We start from the raw sequence: 22,476 nt of genomic DNA, 5'->3' as shown, positions 1-22,476 counted from the left end.
CCGGGCCCGGTTCGGACTCGGAGTGATTTCGACCTAGCCCGGGTGGCAGGCGAGGCACATCGAGTTCTTCGCCTTGTCCTCGTTCCGGTGCTTCGAGATGAAGCTCGCCGGGTGCGGGCCGTTGGGGCCGAGCCCCTGGGTGATGCTGTTCCCGACGTTGTGGCACCGGACGCACAGGGAGTCGGCGCCGTTGTCGTGGCAGCCGGCGCAGTTCGTGATGTCCCGGCGCGCGGCGTCGCCGTGGAAGGCGGGGCCGCCGCCCCGGATCGCCCACCCGGCCGGGTGCGGATCCCGGACGTTGGTGGTCGCCGTGGGCGAGACGCCCTGCAGCTCGTGGCACGCGGTGCAGAACGCGCTGCCGTGGCACTTCCGGCAGCTCGCCGGGTTGGCGGCGGCGTCGATCGTGTGGCGCGACACGTAGTCGCCGCGGTGGATGAACGCCCGCGTGACCTCCTCCGGCCAGATGATCGACGGCCGCGCCGGGGTGGTCTCGGGCGCGTGGCAGGTCGCGCAGTAGGTCTGGTCGTGGCACTGCGCGCAGGTCTCGGCGACCGGCCGCGCGAGCTGGCCGTGGATGCGGAGCCAGTCACCCTGGTGGGCGAACGCGGTCTGCGGCTTGTAGCCCTTGAGATCCGTGTGGCAGGGCGTGCAGCGCGCCTCGGCGAAGTCCTGCTGGTGGTTGTGGCAGGCGGTGCAGGTCGCCATGGGCGGGACCTGGGCCTGCTTGTCGCCCTTCTCGGTCAGCGACCGGTGGCACGCCTTGCACTCGCCCTTCACGAGCGGGAGGTGCGCCGCGTGATCGAACGTGAGCCGGGCGGGCGTGCGCCGGGCCGGCACCGTGATCTTCGGCTCGGTGTCGTGGCAGCCGCTGCAGTCGTCGTTCTTCGAGATGTTCGCCGGCAGCTTCACGTGCCGCGCCGCGGGGTCGAGCTTGGTCGCGCGCTCGATGCCGGCGTGGCAGTTCTTGCACGCGACGTCAGCCTCGAGGTGCGGCGCGTGGGGGAAGACGTAGGGCGGCTCCTGCGTCGCCTGCGTCTCGGAGAGCGGCTTGAGCTTGCAGCCCGTCACCGCGACGAGGGCGGCGAGGGCGAGGAGGGGCCGGTTCATCACCGCACCTCCCGGCGCACGTAGGTCTGGTTGTACACGAGCTTCGCCATGACGTCGTAGGTCTGCTCCAGGTACGGGGTCACTCCGGCCCGGCCCGAGAGGACCGCGGAGAACCCGCGGATCAGCTCGACCCCGGCGGAGAGGGTGCCGGTGACGGCGTAGTCCTCGCCGTTCACCTTCTCGCGGAAGACGTGGCCGATCACGTCGGCGGCGGCGAACATCCTCCCGAAGGACTGCCGGCCGTAGACGCGCCCGGCCCAGTAGCCGTTCTCGAGGGCGTCGAGGAAGAGCCCCTGCACGCCCGCGGACGTCGCGCCGCGCGACCAGTCGAGGCTCACGTCGGCGTCGTGGCCGTAGTTCGTGCCCACCGACTCGGCCCCCGGCTCGAGCTGCAGGTGGTAGTTGGCGGCCACCGTGAGGCCGCGGAAGAGGTCGTACGCGACGCCGCCGCCGAACTGGTTGCGGTCCGAGGCCGAGAAGACCGAGAGGATCGAGTTCCGCGCGAGGAAGAGATCGGGCGCGTAGAAGTGCCAGTCGGCCGAGACGTGCAGCTTGCGGATCGGCGTCCAGGTGCCGAGGACGCTCGCCTCCGAGTACCGCCCGGCGTCGATGTTGTACGCGCCGAACGCGAGGAGCGTCACGTCGCGGATCGGCTGGAGGCGGAGGTCGGCGCCGACCTCCTCGCGGACCGGATCGCTCCCGTCCTGGACGAAGTTCGCGGAGGCGCCGAGGTCGAGGCCGCGCCCCGGCTCGCCCGCGAACGGCAGGGAGTAGGCGATCCGGCCGCCGTAGGCGAGGTCGCCGCCCTGGGGGTTCCAGCTCCGGATGCCGGAGCGCGACGCGAACCGCTCCGCGACGGGCGCCCCGACGTACCCGGAGACGCGGAACCCGAGCGGCAGGACGGCGATCACCTCGCCGCCGTCCAGGTGGAGCATCCGCGCGACGCCGGTCTGCACCTGCGCCCGGCCGAGCCGGAGCGTGAGGTGGCGGTCGAGCAGGGAGCCCTGGACGTACCCGGTCTGGAGATCGCCGGTCAGGTTCGTGCTGGTGCCGTTGTCCCACCGGCGGTGGTCGATGTCCCACGAGCCCCAGCCCGACATCACGAGCTGGAGGTCGTTCGCGACGGGGTTCGTCACGTCGCGCGCGGCGAGCGAGAGGATCTCGTAGGCTGGGACGACGTTGACCAGCTCGAGCCCGGTGCCGCCGCGGAACCGGGTCTGCTGGCCACCCATCACGAGGGTGGTCGAGCTGACGTCGATCGTGTCGGCTCGCACCGCGACGCCCGCGGCGAGCGCGAGGGCGGTGGCGATCATCTTTGTATGGCGCATCAGGTGCTCACCTCGGCGGACGGTCTCGGGTCGCGACGGTGGTACACCGCGAGCGACCGGCGTTCGCGGGAACTTCGCACACACCGCAGGATCCGATGTTGCGCCAGATCAGGAAAATTTTTCGAATAGTCGCTACCCACCTGGGATTTTCCCACGGTCCTATCCGTACGGTGGGTGATATCACCGTGTGCGACAGCGATGCACGCGCCGCCGCGCTCTCCAGGGCGCGCGCGCGCTCGCGCGGATCGCGCCGGCGATCCGGCGGCGGTGCGGTTCCCGGCTTAGAATCAGGGGATGCGCCGCGTTCTCGCCTTGGCCGTGCTCGCCGCCAGCGCCTCGTGCGCCTCGTCCCGCCCTGCGCTCCGCGCCCCGGCGCTGGTGGGCAAGGCCGTGGACGTCGCCGCGGAGGATCTCTCGGGACGGACGGTGCGGCTCGCGACGGACGGTCGCGTGCGCGTCGTGGACTTCTGGGCGACGTGGTGCGAGCCGTGCCAGGAGCAGCTCCCGCGGCTGGACGCCCTCGCGCGGCGATACGGCGACGCCGGCCTCGCCGTCGCGGCGGTGTCGTTCGACGAGGATCGCGCGCTGCTCGAGGCCTTCGTCGCCGAGCACCCGGTGAGCTTCCCGGTGCTGTGGGATCGCGGGGGCGCGCGGCTGTCCGAGCCGCTCGACGTCCAGCGGCTCCCCACCACGCTGGTCCTCGACCGGCGCGGGATCGTGCGCCACGTCCACGTCGGGTACGACGCGCCGGCCGGCGAGCGGCTCGAGCGCGAGATCAGGGAGCTGCTGGCGGAGCCGGCGCCGGTCCGGTGACGGCCGCCGCGGCGCGCGCGGGCACGACGGCGAAGTGGACGCGCTCGCGCTCGCGCTCCACCTCGCCGGGCTCGGACGGCGACTCCCGCAGCCAGTACGCCATCTCGTCGGCCTCCCAGGCGTAGGGCGCGCCGTCCATCGTCACCCGCCCTTCGGACACCGCGACGGTCGCCTCGAGGAGCGGTACGTCCTGCAGATCGCGCACCAGCGCCTCGAACCGCCCCTGTCGCTCCGGATCCACGAAGGCGAACTCGTGACGCGCCGCGTAGGCGGTGTGATAGTGCGCGGGCCGGAAGACCACGCCGGCGAGGCCGAGCCGCACCGCCATGCGCGCCAGCATCGAGCCCGCCTCGCTGGCGAGCCCGAGGCCCGGGACGTCCTGGCCGGGCAGCCGCGGGCGCCGCTCGCTGAACTGGGCGCGAGGGTTCCGCAGCGACAGCCAGTGGACGTAGAGCACCTCGGCCCCGAGCACGCGTCGCTTCTCGAGGATCAGCTCCATGAGGAGGTGCTCCTCCCCGGCCGCCTCGCCGTACAGCCGCACCCGCTCGCCGAGCCCCGACGCGTCGAACGCCGCCCGGAAGTTGCGGTAGCCGAGCCGCTCGAGCTGGTCGAAGATGCCGTACCGGTACAGCGCGTGCTCCATCCCGGCCGCCGTGTAGAAGCCGAGCAGGAGCCGCTGCCGGTGCGGGCGGATCCCGAGCGCCTCCTCGAGGTCCTCGGCGGTGAGCCTCCCACTCTCCCCGAGCTCGCCCGGCGAGATCTCGCGCGAGACCGTCGTGAACCGGGCGAGGAGCGGGTCGTAGTCCTCGGGGATCGGCTGGTCCGAGCCGGTGGCGAGGGCCATCCCGGTGCCGGCGAGCACGCGCCACGCGCCGCCGGAGTAGCCGCCCGAGGGGAGCCACACGCTCGGGACGCCCTCGAGCTCCGCCGCGGCGAGGAGGTCGCGGCGGCGGGCGCCGCGGAGCGAGAGCCCGAGCCGGCCCATCCGGTCGCCGGCGAGGACGTCCCCGCCGGCGAGCACGAAGGCGAGCGCCGGGCGCGGCATCCGCGCGAGCAGGGCGCCCAGCGCGTCGAGGTAGCCCGCGTCGCCGGTGCCCTCGGGGAGCATGGTCTCGTCCACGCGCTGGAGCGGCCCCCAGTCGGAGCCGGAGAGCGATCCGATCCAGCTCCGAGGGTCGTGCTCGAGGCAGAGCGCGATCCCGTCGGGCGGGTGCGCGTCCAGGTCGAGGACCGCGACGGGGCCCTGGAAGCCCTCGGCCCGGAGCGCCGCGATCGCCACCGCCACGTCGTTCACCGGGCAGAACCCCCCCGCGGAGCCCGGCCCGGCGTGGTGGAACCCGCCGAGCAGGTTCAGCGCCGGCGCGCGGGTGCGGAGGGCCTCGCGCGCGGCGCCGAGCGTCCCGCCGCAGGCGAGGCGGATGGTCGTCATCACCTCGTCCACGGGCACGTCGGAGGGATCGACCGCGAACACGTGCGCGAGCGTGTCGGGGCGGCCGAGCGACTCGAGCAGCTCCGCGGTGTGCACGCGCGCGAGGTCCTCGTACGAGATCCGGCGGGGGGCGCGGAACCCGCGGGGCGGCACCGCGCCCGTCTCCCCCAGCCACCACGCGGCGTAGTCGGCGCGGCGCGGCTCCATCCCCGCGGCCGCCTCGATGCCGGACAGCGGGAGGCGATAGCGCGCGTCGTACCAGACCGACACCTCCCGGCGGTGGAGCCAGGAGCGGAGCCGGTGCAGGAACGCGCGGGGCAGCATCCGCCTCCCGACTAAACGAGGGTTCGCGATTCGCGAACACCTTCGGTGTCGCGCCTCGCGCCCTGCCCCGCTGACCGTTCTCGAATCATGATAGGCCGTTTAGCGGTGCGGCGGCGGCGCGAAGGGCGGCTCGCCGGTGCGCGCCTTCGGGACGTCCGGCTCGAGCGGCCTGCGGCGCGCCATCAACCAGCCGAGGACGGTCTCGAGGGCGATCCAGGCGACCGCGAGCCACGCCGCCCGCATGAGCAGCCCGACGGTCGCCGAGCACCGGGCGTACTGCTCGTCGAACGTGCGCGCCACGCTGGTCCACCACGGCATCGCACGGACGGTGTAGCCGACGATGAAGACGAGGAAGAGGGTGCGGAGCACCGCGAGGGCCTTGAGCATGGCCCGAGTGTAGCAAGCGCGTCGGCCGGGTGCCCACCGCGCGCGGGTCCGCCTGGGGTGCGGCCGGAGCGCCGGACCGCTATCCTGTGGCGTCACCCGGGACGAAAGAAAGGAAGCGGCATGTCGGCGGAGCGGGAGCTGCAGGAGGCGTGCGTCGAGGCGGCGCGGCGGGGAGGCGCGGTCCTCCGCGAGCGGTGGGGCAAGCCTCGCACCGTCGAGCTGAAGGGCAAGATCGACCTGGTGACCGACGCGGACCGGGCGAGCGAGGCCGCGGTCCTCGGGTGGCTCGCGCAACGCTTCCCCGGCGCGGCCGTGCTCGCCGAGGAGTCCGGCGCGCGCGGCGCGGCCGGCGGCGGCCTGCGCTTCATCGTGGACCCGCTGGACGGCACCACGAACTACGCCCACGGGCTCCCCATCTTCGCGGTCAACGTGGCGGTCGCCGACGACCGCGGGCTCGCGGCCGGCGCGACCTACGACCCCATCCGCGACGAGCTGTTCACCTCGGCCCGGGGGCACGGCGCCTTCCTTCGATGCGGGGGCGGGGGCGAGACCCGCCTCGCCCCGTCCGGCCGCGAGGGGCTGAAGAACGCGCTCCTCGTCACCGGCTTCCCCTACGACATCCACACGAACCACGAGCCGACCCTCCGGCTGTTCGGGGCGTTCGTGACCCGGGCCCGCGGCGTGCGGCGGCTGGGGAGCGCCGCCCTCGATCTCGCGTCGGTCGCGAGCGGCCGGCTCGACGGCTTCTGGGAGGAGCGGCTCAAGCCGTGGGACATCGCGGCGGGGATCCTGCTGGCCCGCGAGGCGGGGGCCGTCGTCACCGATCACGACGGCGGGGACCGGATGCTGGAGACCGGCGACATCCTCGCGGCCACCCCCGCCCTGCACGGGCCGATGCTCGAGGTGATCCGCGAGGTCCGCGGGGCGCGGTAGACGGGACCGCCGCTCGCCATCAGCGGGGCGCCGTGAGCCGGCCGTCCGGGATCACCCGGTCCGGCGCGGTCCCGCGCTCGAAGTCGATGGCGAGGAGCGACTCGGGATCCACGTAGAGCCCGTCCACCTTCGCGCCCCAGTGCAGGTGCGGGCCGGTGGAGCGTCCGGTCGAGCCGAGCAGGCCGATGCGCTGGCCCCGCCGCACCCGCTGGCCGTCGCGGACGTCGATCCGGTCCAGGTGGAAGTAGACCGTGTAGATCCCCGCCCCGTGCCAGAGGACCACCGTCTTGCCCGACAGGTAGGCGTCCCGGACCAGCGCGACGAGGCCGTCGTTCGAGGCGTCCACCGGCGCGCCGCGGCGGCCGCGGAGGTCGAGCCCGTAGTGGACGCTCTCGACCGTCCCGTTCAGCACGCGCCGGTCGCCGTACCGGGCGCTCGTCCTCGCGGCGCGCGGGACGGCGAACGCGCCCTGGAACAGGGGCGGCGAGAGGGGCTGCTCGAAGGCGCGGGCGAAGGCGAGGTGGTCCTCCTCGGTCCGCCGCTTCACCTCGGGCGGCGGCTCGACGTAGCGCGGCGGCAGCGACAGCGCGTGCGAGGCGAAGCGTGGCTCGACGACGCGCAGCGCGGCCTCCAGCGCCGTCCCCTCCACCTCGACGCGTGCGGCGAGCACCCCCGGGGTGGTCTCGATGGGGAGCGCGGCGACGGCCCGCCAGCCGCCGTCGGCGCGCCAGAAGGCGAGCGGCCGATCGCCCAGCGTCCCGCGCGGAGGGCGCGCGTCGTCCGTGGGCGCGCCCGCGACGTCCACGAGCACGGCGTCTCCGGGCCTCGCCGCGGACGGGGCGAGGGCGAGGGTGGGCGCCGCCGGCGGCGCGGCGAGCGCCAGGGCGAGGGCGAGCGCGAGCGGCATCCCGGTGAGGATAGGCGAACGCGACGGACCGGGCAGCGGACAGGCGGGCGACCCGGTCCGGACCCGGACCCGTGCTCCCTGACCGGTCACCCCTCTCCGTGACCCGGGGCCCGGGTGCGGAGTGAAGCCCGGTCAAGGCCCGTCGAACAATCGACGGGCCTTGACCATCCAGGAGGGGGGGGGCGGGGGCGCCCCCCCCCCCCCCGCCCGGGGGGGTGGGGGGGCCCCCCCCCCCCCCCCCCCCCCCCCTCGGAGGGGCGGGCCGTCGCCCGCCCCTCGCGCCCGAAGTGAATTCGGGCGCTTCACCCCACCCGCCGCCCCGCTCACGCGGGTCGGCCTGAGAGCTCGTCGAATTCTTCGACGAGCTCTCAGCGCTCCAGGCCGAGCTCCGCCGAGAGCGACTCCACGATGCGGAAGTACTCGGCGCGGGTGTACTTCACGTTCAGGATGTGGAAGTCCGCCTTGGCGAGGCCCACGCACCCGAAGCAGTAGGTGCACTCCGAGCAGGAGCGGCACAGGACGAGGTAGTTGGAGCGCGTACAGTTCTCGCTCCGCACGCAGTAGGCGCTGTCGTGGCACCCGTCGCAGTCGGCGCAGTGGGTGAGGTGCGACGACGCCCTGCACCGGCGCGAGTGCGTGGAGCGGTAGCACTCCTCGCACCCCTCGCAGAACATGCACGAGACGCAGCGCCGGCACCCCGTGCACGACACGGAGCCCGGGTTCTCCTCGTTCTCGGCGAAGGCGCGGACGAGCCGCGAGAGCTCCTGCTCGAACTCCCGCCGCGACAGCACGGGCGGCGGGGGCGGGCGGCGATCCTGGAAGGTACCGCTCGCGGTGTCGATGAACATGGGGCCGGTCACGACCCGCACCGAGGGCTCCCGCGGCGTCGCGATCCCGGTGGGCCGGGCGACCACGCGGCGCTCGGGCGCGGCGCGGTGGAACGTCGGGGCCTCGGGGCGGCGGACCGCTGGCGCGGGGCGGTGATCGGGGCGGCGGTGGCCGTCGGCCATGCGGCGTCCATCCTGCCGCAGAAGGGGGCCGAATGGAAATCGCCGGCGGTCAACGCCGGTCGGGCGCGGTCACGGGCACGGGAACACGCGCCCCTGCGCGAGCCGCAGCAGGCCGTCCGCCTCGCGGGGCAGCTCGTCGGCGTGGTGCGAGACGGCGATCACCGCGGTCCCCTCGGCGCGGAGCACGTCGAGGAGCGCCAGCACGTCGCGGCGCGCGCCGCGGTCGAGCCCGGCGAGCGGCTCGTCGAGGAGGAGGACGTCCGGGGCCGGCGCGAGGGCGCGCGCGAGGAGCACCTTGCGCAGCTCCCCGTACGAGAGCGAGTGCACGTGCCGCCGGAGCAGCGCCGCGATCCCGAGGCGCGACGCGGCGCGGCGCGCGGCCTCGAGCTCGGCGGCGGAGGGCGGCGCGGCGAGGCCGATCGAGCCCTGGAACCCGGAGGCGACCACGTCTCCCGCGAGCGCGTCGACCCGGTGGCGCGCCTGCAGCTCCGGCGAGACCAGCCCTACCCGCCCGGCGAGCTCCTCGGCGGCGGCGTGCAGGCCGAGGCCGAGCCGGTCGATCGCGCCGCGCGCGGGCTGCTCCTCGCCGGCGAGGAGGCGCAGGAGGGTGGACTTGCCCGCGCCGTTCGGGCCGAGGACGCACCAGCGCTCGCCGCGGCGGACGGTCCAGTCGATCCCGTCGAGGACGGGGCGGCCCTCGACCAGGACCGTCACGGCGCGGAGGGTGAAGAGCGGAGCCCGCCTCCGGGGTCCGGGGGCCCGTGGCCCGGAGGCGGTTGGCGCGGTCGAGGCCGGCGCCGTCGCCGAGGTCCGACCCCCGAGGTCTGGGGCCACCGGGGCGGGGCTCAGGTCGGGGTCGGGGAACGGGGGACGGAAGGCGGGTTCGGGTTCGAGAGCCGGCGCCTCCCGCAGCGCCTCCTCGCGCGTCCCGACGCGCACGATCCGGCCGTCCTCGAGCCAGACGACCCGCTGGATCTCCGGTACGATCTCGTCCGCGCGGTGCGTCGCCATCACCACCGCGGTCCCGCCGCGCAGGATCCGCGAGACGCGCTCGAGGAGCCCCGCCCGCGCCTCGGCGTCGAGCCCGTCGCACGCCTCGTCGAGGAGGAGCGCGTCGGGGCGGGGGGCCAGGGCGCGGGCGAGGAGGACCCGGCGGCCCTCGCCACGCGACAGCTCCAGGAACGATCGCTGGAGGAGGTGGGTGACCCCGAGCGCCTCGGCCACGGTCCGCACGCGCGCCGCCTGCGCCGGCGTCGCCGCCTCGGACGGCCAGAGCTGGTCGAAGAAGCCGGACCGGATCACCGCCTCGACCGGCAGCTCCCAGTCGTTGCGCAGGTACGCGTCCTGGGCCTCGGGCGCGACGCGGGCGAGCCGCTCGCGGACGCCGATCGGGCTCTCCCAGGCGCCGTCCGCGCCGTGGAACAGCCGCCGGCCCGGGCTCGCCGGATCCGGCCAGAGCTCGCCGCGCAGGAGGCGGAGGAGGGTGGACTTGCCCGAGCCGTTCGGCCCGAGCACGGCGACGCCGGCGCCGCGGGCGAGGGTGAACGTGACGCCGGAGAGGACGCGGGCTCCGCCGAGCGACGCGTCGAGCCGGTCGAGGGTGACGATGGGCTCCACCGCCGCCTTACATAGCGTGCCGACCCCCTCCGCGTCGCGCCGGGCGCCCTCAGGGCGCCACCCGCTTGCGTTGAGCGTCGCGAGGCGCGTTGGGGGCCGCGGGTGCGAGCGTGCCTGCACGGCAAGCGTGGGCTGGCTCGGGAAGAAGGTGGAGGCCGGGGCGCCATCCGCGGGCGGCGACCGGAGTGACGAGATCGGCCCCGAAGAAGCCCGTGCTTCACCGGATGTTGACAGCGCCGCTCGCCGCGGCTCTCGGCCGCCCGGCGCCGGGAGCGCTGGAGCAGGTCCGGTGGCCGCTCGTCGGCCCCGTCAGCGTCGCCCGAGAGCCGGGCCGGCCATCCGCTCACCCCGAGCGCTTCTTCTTCAGTGCGCACGGCGACTGCGTTCCCGCGCGCCTGAAACGTGCGGAGTCGGAGAGCTCGCCGTTCGACCGTCGCCTGAACCGGTCCATCAAGGCGTCCCCGAAGACCTTCCGAGCTGCGAGCTGGTTATGAAAGAAACAGAGAAGGTGAATGTTCTCGACCGTGGGCGGGCCGCCCAGGGCCTCGGCTTCGCGGTGATCGAACTCGAGCAGGTAGGTCGAGCCGCAGATGCCGCCGGAGTCGAGGGGGTACTGGCAGCGGCCGCCATCGCGGAGCCAGACCTGGCGCTTCACCTCGGCGGAGAGGTGCTCCGGCTTCGAGGGGCGGCGCTCCGCGAGCGGCTTCTGCACGAGCCCCTTCCGCTTGGCGCTCCGGGCGAGGAGGAGGTCGAGGCCGACCTCGAGGATCTCCTCGGTGCTGGCGCCGAAATGCGAATGGGAGAGCGCATCCCGCGCGGCGTCGAGCTTCGCGAGGAAGCGGCGGGAGACGTTGAAGTGGAGCCGCCGGAGGTCGGCGCTGAGCGGTTCGACCGATTCGGCGCGGGCCTCGCGGGAAGATGGGGCGTGCGCTGCAGCGCGCGGAGAGTTGGCATCGACAAGGTTTTCCGGCGAACCTCTCGTCTCGAGCAGCTCGAACGGTGCCGCCGTGACGACGTTCGGAGCCGCGACCGGGAGCGCCGCCGCCACGACCTCGAGACGCGGAACGGCCTCCTCCGTGGCCGGGGCGCGCACCGCGGTCACGACCTCGCGACGCGGCGCCTTCTCGACCGGCTTGATCTCGGCTGCAACCTCCGCCGCCTCGTGCTTCGAGCGGTGAAAGAACCGCGGCAGCACCTCCGCCCGGTTCTCGGGCGAGATCACCTTCGCCAGCTCCGCGATGCTCGAGATGCAAAGCCTCCCGTCGCGTAGCGGCTCGATCACCTCGGGGAACCGCTGCACCAGTTCGGCCGCGGTCTTCCGATAGAACGCGGCCCCTTTCGAGAGCCCGAGCTCGCGATGGAGGAACCAGAACAGGCTGGAGTAGCCGAGCTCGACCCAGAGCCGCCGGCGATCGAAATCGGCGAGCGCGACGAGAAAATCGGCCATGCAGTCGTGCTCGCGGCGGAGGAGCTCGGAGAGGCGGGCGGAGAGATCGCGTGCGTTCATGAGCGGATCGTCTCACGGGAATTCTCGGCCTCCCCGGACGCACGCATTCGGTGCCAGGCGCGAGAACGGGAACGGTCCCTCGCGCCTCGGCTCCGCGCGGACTCGCGGCGCACGGCGCCCCCGCGGCGCTGCGAGAGAGGCCTATTCGGACGACCTGGGCTTGCGAAGCGTCACCCACCGGAAAATGCGTCAACAGCCGATTGGTGAAATCGGGGTTCCCGCGAAAGGGCTGCGGCCCAACGCTCACCGTGAAGTCATGGCACGCCTCACGAACCGGCGGCAGCGCGATGGGCGATTCGGGGCCACGGTGCCGGCGGAAGCTCGTAGCGCTCTCGGTGAAACGCGGGCCTCTTCGGGGCCGATCTTGCGCAGACGGTTCCCACGTACCGTGACGCCCCGGCCTTTCCATCTTCCTGAGCCCAGACCGCTCGTCCTTCAGGGACGTTGGCCTGCGAGGTCCCTCCTTGACCGTTCACTCGAAGAACCCTGAGACCTGGAACGCACGTCGAGCAGCGCAGGGAGGAGTCTGCCCCGCGCAGGCAGGCAGCGTGCGCCGCAGCAGCTCGATGCGAGTGGGTGTCGCCCTCAGGGCCCGGAGGCGTTCCAGAGCGAGAGCACCGGCGCCTCGCGCGAGCGGGCGAGGACGCCGAGCCGGGCCGGCCCGAGCGCGAGCATCGCGCCGAGCCGCGGCTCGAGCCCGAGCCAGCAGGTCGTCAGGATCCGGAGCAGGTGCCCGTGCGAGAACAGGAGGACGTCGCCGTCCGCGGTCTCCGCCTCGCCGATCACCCGGCGCGCCCGGGCCGCGACGTCCTGGAGCGACTCGCCGCCCGGCACGCCGCCGTCCCAGATCGTCCACCCCGGCGCCCCGGCGAGGATCTCGGCGCGCGTCTTCCCCTCGTACGCGCCGTAGTCCCACTCCATCGCGTCGGGCGCGGACACCGCGACCTCGCCGAACCCCGCCAGCCGGCAGGTGTCCCGGGCGCGCCGCAGCGGGCTGGTGAGGACGCGCGCGAAGGCGTGCCCCGCGAGCCGGTCGCCGATCGCGCGGGCCTGGTCCTCGCCGTGCGGCGTCAGGGGGAGATCGGTCCGTCCGGTGTGACGGCCGCTCAGGCTCCACTCGGTCTCCCCGTGCCGGACGATCCACAGCTCGCGCATCCCGCCTCTCTACCCCGTCGCCGGGCGCGGCGCACCCGTGTCGTCGGGCGGGGAGGCGGCGGAGGGCGGCTCCGGCGCCGCGCCGGCGTCGTCGCCGGCGGGGAGGAGGAAGGTGAACGTCGTGCCCGCGCCGAGGGCGCTGTCCACGGTGATCCGGCCGCCGTGCCGCTCGACGATGCCGTACACCACCGAGAGGCCGAGCCCGGTCCCCTTCTCCTTCGTCGTGAAGAACGGGTCGAACACGTGGCCGAGCCGCTCCTTCGGGATCCCGGGCCCCGTGTCGGCGAAGGAGACCTCCACCGCGCCGTCGCGCGGGCGCGAGGCGACGGTGAGCCGGCCGTCCTTGCCCATCGCCTCGCACGCGTTCATGGCGACGTTCACGAAGGCCTGCCGGAGCTGGCCGAAGTCGGCGAGGACCGGCGGGAGCGGGGTCAGGTCGCGGACGATGGCGATCTCCTGGATCGCGACCTGGTTCGCGATGAGGGTGATCGCCTCGTCCACCACCGCGTTGACGTCCACCTGCCGCCGCTCCATGGGGCGCTCCCGGGCGAAGTCGAGCAGGTTCCGCACGATCGCCGAGCACCGCTGCGCCTCGCGCTCCACGAGGGCGAGGTTCCGCTGGAGCACCGCGCGCCGGGCGTCGTCGGGCGGGCCCTCCGCGAGCGTCCGCGAGACGAGCTTCGCGAAGGTGAGGATCCCGGCGAGCGGGTTGTTGATCTCGTGCGCGACCGAGGCGGAGAGCTTCCCGAGGGCGGAGAGCTTCTCGGTGCGCACGAGCTGATCCTGGGTCGAGCGCAGCTCGGCGGTGCGCGCCTCCACCTCACGCTCGAGGTTCGCGAGCACGCCGTTCAGCGCGTCCTCGAGCGCCCGCAGCGAGGAGGTCATCTCGTTGAACGAGCCCGCGAGCGCGCCCATCTCGCCGCGCGACCGGACCCGGACCTCGACGTCCAGCTCGTCCCGCGCGACCCGCCGCGTGCCCTCGAGCAGGGCGGCGACGGGGCCGATCACCTCGGCGCGCCCGAGCAGGTAGAGCAGGATCGCGACCCCGACGATGGCCGCGGCGAGGACGGGGAACGTGTCCACGCGGAAGGCGGACAGGTCGGCCTCGAGCCGCTCGCGCGAGACGCCGATCTCCAGCAGCCCGAGCACCTGCCTGCCCGGGGGGTGGACGTGGCACGCCGCGCTGGCGCAGGCGCGGTCGTTGTAGACGGGGGTCACCATCGTGTAGCGGCGCCCGCCGGTGCCGTCCTCGATCCGCCCGCGCGCCTGCGCCGGCACGCGCGAGACGGGCTGGGCGCGCCCGGCGTGGCACGGCGCGCACGCCGCGGCGTCCTTCGCCAGGACCGCGCCGCGCTCCCCGCGGACCGACGAGAACGCCACCCGGCCCCGCGCGTCCAGCACCCGCACCCGCTCGATCCCCTCGAGCGTGGCGATCCGCTCGAGCGCGGCGTAGGCGTGCTCCGGCCCGTCGGCGAGCATCGCCTCGTGCGTGGTCGTCCGGAGCGCCTCGCCCAGCAGCGCGGAGGAGCGCTCCAGCTCCCGGGTGAGCCCGCGCTGGAGCCGCCGATCCGCCGCCCAGAGCGCGACCAGGGCCGCGACCGCGAGCAGGACGGTCACCCCGGACAGCTTGGTCGAGAGGCGGTGCAGGAACGGGACCGGGCCGGGCCGGACGCGCCGGCGCCCGACCTGCTTCGCGACCGGTTCCCCTCCGCCCGAAGCTGCGGATCCCTCGGTCATTCCGCGCAGGAGCGGCGGGTCCTCCGTCGCTTCCCCCCTGCGCGAGCATGCGCTCGCCCGGATCGAGCGGTCTTGGCGAACGTCAAGGGCCGACGTGCGATTTCGTCGCGTCGCCGCCTTCGTCCCCCGCCGGGGGCGGCGCGACGTCGCGGTAGCGCGCCGGGAAGAGCGCGCGGTCGAGCAGCGCCTCGAGCCCGGCGATCTCGTCGTCGGACAGGTTCACGACGCGTCCGGGCGGGAGCCGCTCTCGCGTCGCCTCCGCCTCGAGCCGCTTCCGCAGGCGGACGAGCCGGGCGAACACCAGCCGGCGCGTCGCGAGCCCGATCGCCAGGGCGAGGACCGCGCCGCACGCGAGGAGCGCGAACGCGGTCTCGACGGCGCCGGTCCGCATCGCGGCGTGCTCCGCGGTGAAGTCGTGCAGCACGAAGAGCCCGCCGACCTTCCGGCCGGCGGCGTCGCGCACCGGGAAGACGCCGCGCACGAACGCCCGGTCGCCGCGCTCGATCTCGCCGGAGAAGGAGCCGCCGTCCGGGAGCGCGTCGAGGTTGCCGTCGAAGTCGATGATGCCGTCGGTGAAGGTGGTGGTGTCCACCACGACCACGTCCGCCCGGTCGTTCCAGGTGTTCGCGCGCGGCCCGAGCACCTTCGCCCAGGCCTGCTCGTCGAGGTACCGCTTCTGCACGAGCAATCCGTACTCGTCGCCCGTGCGGGACTTCATCGTGGTGAGGAAGTGGTCGATCTCCTCGGCCAGCTCCATGTAGCCGATGAGCCGACCCTGGTGGTACCAGGGGCGGACGGCGCGGAGCGCGAAGGCGGTGAGCCCGAGCTCCTTGCCGGCGCCGAGATCGCCCGTCTCGATCGCGCGCCGGAGCGTGATCCGGTCCACGCGATCCCCGTGGAGGGCCGGAGCGTGGACGCGGAGGAACACGGTGCGGTCCGTCGGGGCGATGAAGTACCAGTGGGTGATCCGGTCGCGCTCGCGCATCGTTTCGAAGAGCGGCGCGGCGGCGGTGAGGAGCTTCTCCCGATCCCGCGCCACGAAGGCCTCGCGCAGCTCGTCGTTCGCGAGCAGGGCGTCGAGCGTCGAGGCGAGCTTCTCGATCTCGCTCCGCTCGCGCGCGTCGAGCGCGTTCGCCGCGCTCCGGAGGCTCTGGAGCGCGCTGTCCTCGACGCGCCGCTCGAAGACGCGGGTGGAGATCCGCGCGGCGGAGAAGCTCGCGGCGAGGCAGAGGATCGCCACCACGGCGAAGAGCTTGAGCTGGAGCGAGAGGTTGCGCATGGGGCGGGCGCGGGCGCGCGACCGGAGCGACGTTAGCACGCGGTCGCCGGACCTGGGGACATCACTCACCGTCGCACCCGGGTGAGAGAGCGGCGACGGGCGGCGCCGATGTCGGAGCGGGGCGCTCGATGCGGGCGGGTGTCGCCATCAATCCGCGGTCGCGCGCTTCCACGCCGAGCGCTGGCGGACGCGGCCCAGCCACGAGGAGACGGCGGGCAGCCCCTCGAGCCCGCCCGCGATCGCCTTCCCCCAGGCCATGCAGGCGGCGACGACGAGGTCGGCCACGGTGAACGAGGGCCCGAGCAGGTAGGCGTTCGCGGCGAGCGGCCGCTCCAGGGCGGCCGCCGCGGCGGCGAAGCGCCCCTTGGCGCTGGCGATCGCCGCGGGGTCTCGCTCCGCCTCCGGGCGCCGCGTCTGCCGGGCGAGCTCGCCGAGCGGCGGCTCGAGCTCGGTCATCGCGAAGAACAGCCACTGGTAGGCGGCGGCGCGGCCGGGCGTCCCGGGCGGGGGAAGGAGCCCCTTCTCCGGGAAGCGCTCCGCGAGCCAGAGGCAGATGGCGGCGGACTCGAAGATCGTCACGTCCCCGTCCTCGAGGACGGGCACGTGGCCGAGCGGCTGCCGGGCGAGGTGCTCGGGCGTCCGCGTCTCCCCCTTCGCCGGATCGAGCCGGACGAGCTCGTAGGGGACGCCCAGCTCCTCGAGCATCCAGCGCGGCCGGCTCGCCCGCGTCCGCGGCACGTAGTAGAGCCTCATCGAAGTCGTCTCCTCGGTGTCGCCTCTTTGTAGCGCGCCGCGAGGCCGTGGGCGCGGCGTCTCGCTGCGCGGCCGGGCCGCCGGCGCGGGGCCCGGAGGGGCGCCCGGGGGCCGGGGAGCCCGCCGGACGCCCCGAGCCTTGTCTCGCGGGCGTCCGCGTGTGAGAACGCGGCCCCTCGCCATGCTCGACCTCTCCACCCTCAACCCGCCGCAGCGCGAGGCGGTGATGACCACCGAGGGGCCCCTCCTGGTGCTCGCCGGCGCCGGCTCCGGGAAGACCCGGGTCATCGCCCATCGCGTCGCCTACCTGCTCGTGAAGGGCGTGGAGCCGGCCTCGGTCCTCGCCGTCACGTTCACGAACAAGGCGGCCGGCGAGATGCGGGAGCGCGTCGCCGCCCTGGCCGGCCCGCCGGGCGTGGACGTGTTCGTCTCGACCTTCCACAGCTTCGGGCTGTGGCTGCTCCAGCAGGAGCACGCGGCCGCCGGGCTGCCGAAGCGGTTCGCGATCTGCGACGCCGGCGATCAGCTCGCGCTCGTGAAGCGCTGCATGCGCGAGGTGTCGATCGACGATCGCAAGTTCGACGCCCACCGGGTCCTCGCCCTCGTCTCGAGGGCGAAGAACGCCGGCAGGAAGCGGATCGCGGTGCGCGAGGCGGGGCAGGGGGACGACTACGACCTCGTCGCCGCGGAGGTCTTCCCCCGCTACGAGAAGGCGCTCCGCGCGATGCGCGCGGTGGACTTCGACGACCTCATCGCGCGGCCGGTGGCGCTCCTCGCGGGGGACGCCGCCCTCCGGGCGAAGTACCAGAAGCGGTTCCGGTACCTGCTCGTCGACGAGTACCAGGACACGAACGTCGCCCAGCTCGACCTGCTGAAGCAGCTCGCCGGCGAGCGCCGCAACGTCTGCGCCGTCGGCGACGACGACCAGGCGATCTACGGGTGGCGCGGCGCCGAGGTGAAGAACATCCTGCGCTTCGAGCGGCACTTCCCCGGCGCGAAGGAGATCCGGCTCGAGCAGAACTACCGCTCGACCGGGAACATCCTCGCCTGCGCCAACGCCGTCATCGCGAAGAACGCGAGCCGGAAGGCGAAGACCCTCTTCACGGCGGACGGGCCGGGCGAGCCGGTCCGGGTCGTGGCGCTCCCGGAGGAGGAGGACGAGGCCCGCTTCGTGGCCGAGGAGATCGCCCGGCAGCGCGGCGAGGGGCGGTCGTGGAGGGACTTCGCGGTGCTCTTCCGGCTGAACGCGCTCTCCCGGCCGTTCGAGGAGGCGCTCCGCGAGGCCTCGATGCCGTACGTCATGCACGGCGGGCCGGCGTTCTTCGACCGCTCCGAGGTGCGCGACCTGCTCGCGTACCTGAAGCTCTGCGTCCAGCCGGAGGACGACGTCTCCCTCTCGCGCATCGTGAACGTCCCGGCGCGCGGGATCGGCGACGCGACGCTCGAGCGGCTCCACGACTGGGCGATCGCGAACCGGGTCGACCTCCTCGAGGCGCTCCGGCGCGCGCCGGAGGTGCCGGACCTGCCCCGCGGCGCGGCCGAGCGGATCGCCGCGTTCGTGGCGCTCCTCGACCGGTACCGGGCGCGGTTCGCCGAGCGGCGCGAGGACCTCGCCGCGATAGCCCGCGGGCTCGTGGCGGAGGTGGACCTCTACACCCACGTCCGCTCGAGCGTGCAGTCGCTGGAGGCCGGGGCGCGCAAGGTGGACGCGCTCGACGGGCTCCTCCGCTCGCTCGAGAGCTGGGCGCAGCGGCGCGCGCGCCCGAGCCTCGCGACGTGGCTCCAGCGGCTCGCCCTCGACTCGCGCGACGAGGAGGATCCCACCGGGGAGGGCGGGATCACCCTCATGACGCTCCACGCCGCGAAGGGGCTCGAGTTCCCGGTGGTGTTCCTGGTCGGCGTGGAGGAGGACTACCTCCCCTGCGCCGGGATCCAGGGCGAGGCGCGCGATCTCGACGAGGAGCGGCGGCTCGCGTACGTCGGGATCACCCGGGCGCGCGAGCGGCTCTACCTGACCCGGGTCGCGACCCGGACGAAGCGCGGCAAGCTCCTCCCGCGCACGCCGTCGCGCTTCCTCGACGACCTCCCGGCGGACGCGCACGCGCACGTCGACCCCGCCGCGGCGGCGGCGCCGCCGGAGGAGGTCGCGGCGCACACCGAGAGCGTGATGGCGGCGCTGCGGGCGCGGCTGGGCGGGGCCCGCTAAACGGCCGGTCATGATTCGCGAACGGACAGCGGGGAGGGGCCCCACCGCAGGTGGGGAGGGGCAGCGCCCCTCCCCGCGGGACAGCGCGCGCCAGCGCGCGTGGGCCCCGCGTAGCCAGGGGTGGGGCCCCGGCGAGCTTCGCTCGACGGGGCGGGGGCGCAGCCCCCGTATAACCTGGCTAAACGAGGGCGCGAGGCGCGACACCGAAGGTGTTCGCGAATCGCGAACCCTCGTTTAGCCGGCGTCCGGCCGCGCGCCGCGGTCACGGCGAGCCGAGCAGGGCGTACCCGACGCCCCCGGCGCCGAAGCCGTCGCAGTTCACGACCTGCACCACCGGCTCGCCGTCCGCGAGCTGGAAGTAGACGTCGGCGCGCGCCGTCACGAGCGGATCGAGCCGCGGGCAGGCGAACACCTCCTGGAAGGTGCGGCCGTCCGCGGACGCGAGCAGGTGTGCCGAGTCGTCCGGGTAGACGTCGCCGTCCGGCTCCCGCGCCGCCCCGACGAGGTACCCGCCGCCGCGGAGCGCGTGGATCGAGTAGCTCGGACCGGGGAGGGGCGCGCCCCGGTCGTACGCGCCGGACAGGGAGAGGCTCACCACCGCGGGCGGGAGCTGCGACCAGAGCGTGTCGAGCCCGCCGAGGAGCCCGTCCCCCGTCACCGCGGCGGAGACGAGCACGCCGCCCTCCAGCGGGGCGCGCGCGAGGGTGGCCGTCGCCCCGCCGTCGAACGACAGGTACGTCCCGCCGGCGAGGTCGCCGTAGAAGAGCCAGAGCGCGCCCGCGTCGGGATCGGCGAGGAGGCCGTGGCCGTGGCGGTGCTCGGCGGTCTCGCTCCGCACCGCCCAGGTGCTCCCGTCGTCGGCGCTGGCCCAGAGCCGGATCGGCACGGGGGCGCCGCTGAACGCCTGGTACTCGAGGACGAGCACCTCGCCGCCGAGCTCGGCGACGCTCCGCGGGGTGAGGAGCCGGTACGAGCCGAGGGCGAGGACGTCGCTCCAGCTCCGGCCGCCGTCCGTGGAGCGCGAGAGCGCGTGGCCGTCGGGGCCCTTCGTGTCGGCGAGCAGCGTCCCGCTCCGCAGCGGGGCGATGACGAAGAACGACCGGCCCGCCGGCAGGGCCCCGCGCGGCGTCCACGCGCGGCCGTCCGCGCTCGCCCAGAGCTGCTCCGGGGGCTCGCCGATCTCGTGGCCGTAGGCGGTCCCGTCGGCGCCGACGGCGAGGAGCTGGTACCGGGTCTCCCGGTACGTCACCTCGAGCGCGTCCGGGCGGATCGCCGGAGGGGGCTCCACGCCGGTGCTCGGCCCTCCGGTGCTCGGCCCGGTGCTCGGCGGGTCGCCTCCGCCGCCACCGGCCGGAGGATCGCCGCCGCCCTGGGCCGGGAGGCTCCCGGGCGAGCTCCCGGTCCGGGACGGATCCGTCGATCCGCCGCACCCCGCCGCGGCCGCGATCCACGCCGCCACGGCCGCCGCCCCCGCGCGTCGCCGCATCCCCGCCTCCTCGGGGAAGCTGCGCCGGTGCGGCCGATCTGCCGCCTGCCGATCGGGGTGACGCAGGGACGCTCTTGTGGGTTTCGAGGACAGAGGCTACATTCCGCACCCGCTCGCGACCCGGTTCGGGGCGGCGCGCCGTCTCCCCTCGCGGGGAGCCGCGGCGCGGGGCGACGACGCTTGACAAGCGCCCGCCCTTCCTCTAGAAGGCGCGTTTCCAATTTCGGAATTCTGCAGGTTCTTCCATGTCCAAAGGCACCACGCACAGCGCGACGCGCGCCGAGGCCCTCGCTGGTCGGAAGTGGTGGCTCGTCGACGCCACCGACCTGACGGTCGGCCGCGCCGCGACCCGCATCGCTTCGATCCTCAAGGGCAAGCACAAGCCGTCCTACACGCCGTCGATGGACACGGGCGACTTCGTCGTCGTCGTCAACGCCGGCAAGGCCCGCTTCACCGGCAAGAAGGAGGAGGGCAAGACCTTCTTCTCGCACACGATGCACCCGGGCGGCGCGAAGCAGACCCCGATGAACAAGCTCCGCGAGCGGCACCCCGAGGACATCCTCGAGAACGCCGTCCGCCGGATGCTGCCCCGGAGCGCGCTCGGCCGGCAGATGTTGACGAAGCTGAAGATCTACGCGACCGACAAGCACCCGCACGTCGCGCAGAAGCCCGAGGCGCTGAACCTCGCGCAGTGAGGATCGATCGATGGCTACCCAGGCGAATCTGACGGTCGGTCGGCGCAAGGAGGCGGTCGCGCGCGTGCGGCTCTCTCCCGGCACCGGGAACATCACCATCAACGGCCGCACGATGGACGAGTACTTCGGCCGCGAGACGTCGAAGATGATCCTCGTCGAGCCGCTCAAGCTCGTCGAGCAGATGGGCAAGCTGGACATCTTCGTGAACGCGGCCGGCGGCGGCCTCTCCGGCCAGGCCGGCGCGATCCGCCACGGCATCAGCCGCGCGCTCTGCGAGCTGAACCCCGAGTTCCGGCCGATCCTCAAGAAGGCCGGCTTCATGACCCGGGACGCCCGCGCCGTCGAGCGCAAGAAGTACGGTCGCCCCGGCGCCCGCAAGCGCTTCCAGTTCTCGAAGCGCTAGCCGCGAGCTCCGCTCGCGCTCCCTCGGCCGGCCCGCGCATCGCGCGGCGCCGGCCGTCGCGTCTCTCAGATCGGTGCGCCCCCGGACGGCCGGCGTCGCCGTGGGCCTGCCGCGCGGGTGAGGAGGCGCGCTGCGGCGCCGCCCACGCGCGCGCGTCCCTCGGACCCGGCATTGGATCCGCCCGGATCGCGGTGCTACCCTCCGCGATCGCGATGGAACTCAACGAGATCCTGCAGGTCGCGCTCCGCACCAGCGCATCCGACATCCACCTCAAGGCGGGCCTTCCGCCGATGTTCCGGGTGGACGGCGGGCTGGTGCCGCTGAAGGACGGCCGCCGTCTCCCGCCCGAGGAGATCGCGCGGATGGCCTTCGGGATCATGAACGAGTACCAGAAGGAGAAGTTCAAGCAGACCAACGAGGTGGACCTCGCCTACGGCGTGCCGGGGCTCGGCCGCTTCCGCGTGAACGTCTTCCAGCAGCGCGGCACGATCGGCATCGTCCTCCGGGTCATCCCCTTCAAGATCCAGTCGATCGAGCAGCTCATGCTGCCGAAGGTGCTCGAGAAGATCGCCGGCGAGCAGCGCGGCCTCGTCGTCGTCACCGGCACCACCGGCTCCGGCAAGTCCACCTCCCTCGCGGCGATGATCGACCACATCAACGCGACCGAGACCTGCCACATCATGACGATCGAGGATCCGATCGAGTTCCTCATCCGCGACAAGCGGTCGATCGTGAACCAGCGCGAGGTCGGCGTGGACACGATGAGCTTCGGCCAGGCGCTGAAGAGCGCGCTCCGCCAGGACCCGGACGTGATCCTGGTCGGCGAGATGCGCGACCTCGAGACGATCGAGACCGCCCTCACCGCGGCGGAGACCGGTCACCTGGTCATGTCCACGCTCCACACCCTCGACGCGACCGAGACGATCAACCGGATCATCTCCGCGTTCCCGCCGTACCAGCAGAAGCAGGTCCGGCTCCAGCTCAGCTCGGTCCTGCGCGCCGTGATCAGCCAGCGGCTGGTGCCGCGCGCCGACGGGAAGGGGCGCGTCCCCGCCATCGAGGTGCTCCTCGCCACCGCCCGCGTCCGGGAGCTCATCGAGGACAAGGACCGGACGAAGGAGATCAACGACGCGATCTCGCAGGGGCACACCACCTACGGGATGCAGACGTTCGACCAGTCCCTGATGTCCCTCCTCAAGGCGAACCTCATCACCTACGACGAGGCGCTCCGGCAGGCCTCGAACCCCGACGACTTCGCGCTCCGCGTCTCGGGCGTCAGCAGCACCTCCGACTCGAAGTGGGACTCGTTCGAGAAGCCGCCGGAGCCGTCCGCGCAGGCCGCCGCCGCGCCGCGCGGCGCGCCCGCGCCGCAGCGACCGGCTCCCGGCCAGGCGGCGGCG

19 protein-coding genes are annotated in these 22,476 nt (G+C 74.0%); 6 read left to right on the top strand and 13 right to left on the bottom strand.

All coding sequences use genetic code 11. The features are described from left to right. Window positions 1-33 precede the first annotated feature (33 nt). Together MNZ27_RS15075 and MNZ27_RS15070 are read right to left on the bottom strand one after the other, a co-directional pair. The gene (locus MNZ27_RS15075) at window positions 34-1,107 is read right to left on the bottom strand and encodes a cytochrome c3 family protein (protein ID WP_242394912.1); all 1,074 of its coding nucleotides are present in this window, start codon (window positions 1,105-1,107) and stop codon (window positions 34-36) included. Then, on the bottom strand, window positions 1,107-2,435 hold the full coding sequence (locus tag MNZ27_RS15070) for a hypothetical protein (protein ID WP_242394911.1): 1,329 nt from the start codon (window positions 2,433-2,435) through the stop codon (window positions 1,107-1,109). The genes MNZ27_RS15075 and MNZ27_RS15070 overlap by 1 nt, the downstream gene beginning before the upstream one ends. 294 nt (window positions 2,436-2,729) lie before the next feature. On the opposite strand from MNZ27_RS15070, the gene MNZ27_RS15065 reads away from it, so the two are divergent. Next, window positions 2,730-3,248 carry a TlpA family protein disulfide reductase gene (locus tag MNZ27_RS15065; RefSeq protein ID WP_242394910.1) on the top strand — a complete coding sequence of 173 codons (519 nt, stop codon included), beginning with the start codon at window positions 2,730-2,732 and terminating at the stop codon, window positions 3,246-3,248. Here MNZ27_RS15065 and MNZ27_RS15060 read toward each other — a convergent pair. Together MNZ27_RS15060 and MNZ27_RS15055 are read right to left on the bottom strand one after the other, a co-directional pair. Beyond that, window positions 3,211-5,001 carry a histone deacetylase family protein gene (locus tag MNZ27_RS15060; protein WP_242394909.1) on the bottom strand — a complete coding sequence of 597 codons (1,791 nt, stop codon included), beginning with the start codon at window positions 4,999-5,001 and terminating at the stop codon, window positions 3,211-3,213. The genes MNZ27_RS15065 and MNZ27_RS15060 overlap by 38 nt on opposite strands. A gap of 99 nt (window positions 5,002-5,100) precedes the next feature. Then, window positions 5,101-5,388, bottom strand: a complete 288-nt coding sequence (locus MNZ27_RS15055) for a hypothetical protein (RefSeq protein ID WP_242394908.1) — start codon at window positions 5,386-5,388, stop codon at window positions 5,101-5,103. 120 nt (window positions 5,389-5,508) lie between these two features. Between MNZ27_RS15055 and MNZ27_RS15050 the strand changes: the two genes are divergently transcribed. Beyond that, entirely contained in the window at window positions 5,509-6,321 is an 813-nt protein-coding gene (locus MNZ27_RS15050; RefSeq protein WP_242394907.1) for an inositol monophosphatase family protein, read from the top strand. Window positions 6,322-6,340: 19 nt separating this feature from the next. Here the strand turns inward: MNZ27_RS15050 and MNZ27_RS15045 are convergent, their stop codons facing one another. From MNZ27_RS15045 to MNZ27_RS15010, 8 genes are all read right to left on the bottom strand, one after another. After that, complete coding sequence (locus MNZ27_RS15045; RefSeq protein WP_242394906.1) at window positions 6,341-7,228, bottom strand: M23 family metallopeptidase; 888 nt, start codon at window positions 7,226-7,228, stop codon at window positions 6,341-6,343. Window positions 7,229-7,596: 368 nt separating this feature from the next. Beyond that, window positions 7,597-8,238 (bottom strand): caib/baif family protein, encoded by a 642-nt coding sequence (locus MNZ27_RS15040; RefSeq protein ID WP_242394905.1) that lies wholly within the window; start codon window positions 8,236-8,238, stop codon window positions 7,597-7,599. Between the two features lie 69 nt (window positions 8,239-8,307). Further along, complete coding sequence (locus MNZ27_RS15035; protein WP_242394904.1) at window positions 8,308-9,855, bottom strand: ATP-binding cassette domain-containing protein; 1,548 nt, start codon at window positions 9,853-9,855, stop codon at window positions 8,308-8,310. Between the two features lie 343 nt (window positions 9,856-10,198). Then, complete coding sequence (locus MNZ27_RS15030; protein ID WP_242394903.1) at window positions 10,199-11,362, bottom strand: HNH endonuclease; 1,164 nt, start codon at window positions 11,360-11,362, stop codon at window positions 10,199-10,201. 585 nt (window positions 11,363-11,947) lie between these two features. Beyond that, window positions 11,948-12,517, bottom strand: a complete 570-nt coding sequence (locus MNZ27_RS15025; RefSeq protein WP_242394902.1) for a histidine phosphatase family protein — start codon at window positions 12,515-12,517, stop codon at window positions 11,948-11,950. Between the two features lie 9 nt (window positions 12,518-12,526). Further along, window positions 12,527-14,254, bottom strand: coding sequence for a sensor histidine kinase (locus MNZ27_RS15020; RefSeq protein ID WP_242394901.1), 1,728 nt, complete (start codon window positions 14,252-14,254; stop codon window positions 12,527-12,529). A gap of 82 nt (window positions 14,255-14,336) precedes the next feature. Continuing rightward, window positions 14,337-15,533: a cache domain-containing protein gene (locus MNZ27_RS15015; RefSeq protein WP_242394900.1), complete on the bottom strand. Its 1,197-nt coding sequence runs from the start codon at window positions 15,531-15,533 to the stop codon at window positions 14,337-14,339. Between the two features lie 147 nt (window positions 15,534-15,680). Beyond that, window positions 15,681-16,286, bottom strand: a complete 606-nt coding sequence (locus MNZ27_RS15010) for a glutathione S-transferase family protein (RefSeq protein WP_242394899.1) — start codon at window positions 16,284-16,286, stop codon at window positions 15,681-15,683. A 181-nt stretch (window positions 16,287-16,467) separates the two neighbouring features. Here MNZ27_RS15010 and MNZ27_RS15005 point away from each other — a divergent pair, with 181 nt between their 5' ends. After that, a complete protein-coding gene (locus tag MNZ27_RS15005) occupies window positions 16,468-18,492 on the top strand; it encodes an ATP-dependent helicase (RefSeq protein ID WP_242394898.1) in 2,025 nt (674 codons plus the stop codon). A 262-nt stretch (window positions 18,493-18,754) separates the two neighbouring features. Here the strand turns inward: MNZ27_RS15005 and MNZ27_RS15000 are convergent, their stop codons facing one another. Then, window positions 18,755-19,978, bottom strand: coding sequence for a WD40/YVTN/BNR-like repeat-containing protein (locus MNZ27_RS15000; protein ID WP_242394897.1), 1,224 nt, complete (start codon window positions 19,976-19,978; stop codon window positions 18,755-18,757). A gap of 245 nt (window positions 19,979-20,223) precedes the next feature. On the opposite strand from MNZ27_RS15000, the gene rplM reads away from it, so the two are divergent. The 3 genes from rplM to MNZ27_RS14985 form a co-directional block, all read left to right on the top strand. After that, window positions 20,224-20,673 carry a 50S ribosomal protein L13 gene (gene rplM, locus MNZ27_RS14995; RefSeq protein ID WP_242394896.1) on the top strand — a complete coding sequence of 150 codons (450 nt, stop codon included), beginning with the start codon at window positions 20,224-20,226 and terminating at the stop codon, window positions 20,671-20,673. Window positions 20,674-20,683: 10 nt separating this feature from the next. Next, window positions 20,684-21,076 (top strand): 30S ribosomal protein S9, encoded by a 393-nt coding sequence (gene rpsI, locus MNZ27_RS14990; RefSeq protein ID WP_242394895.1) that lies wholly within the window; start codon window positions 20,684-20,686, stop codon window positions 21,074-21,076. 212 nt (window positions 21,077-21,288) lie between these two features. Beyond that, on the top strand, window positions 21,289-22,476 hold a 1,188-nt coding region (locus tag MNZ27_RS14985), incomplete at its 3' end, for a type IV pilus twitching motility protein PilT (RefSeq protein WP_242394894.1).

This window comes from Anaeromyxobacter oryzisoli (genome assembly GCF_022690765.1).
GTDB classification, from domain to species: domain Bacteria; phylum Myxococcota; class Myxococcia; order Myxococcales; family Anaeromyxobacteraceae; genus Anaeromyxobacter; species Anaeromyxobacter oryzisoli.
Note: the sequence above shows the minus strand (reverse complement) of the source record. Positions and strands in the feature narration are given on the sequence as shown.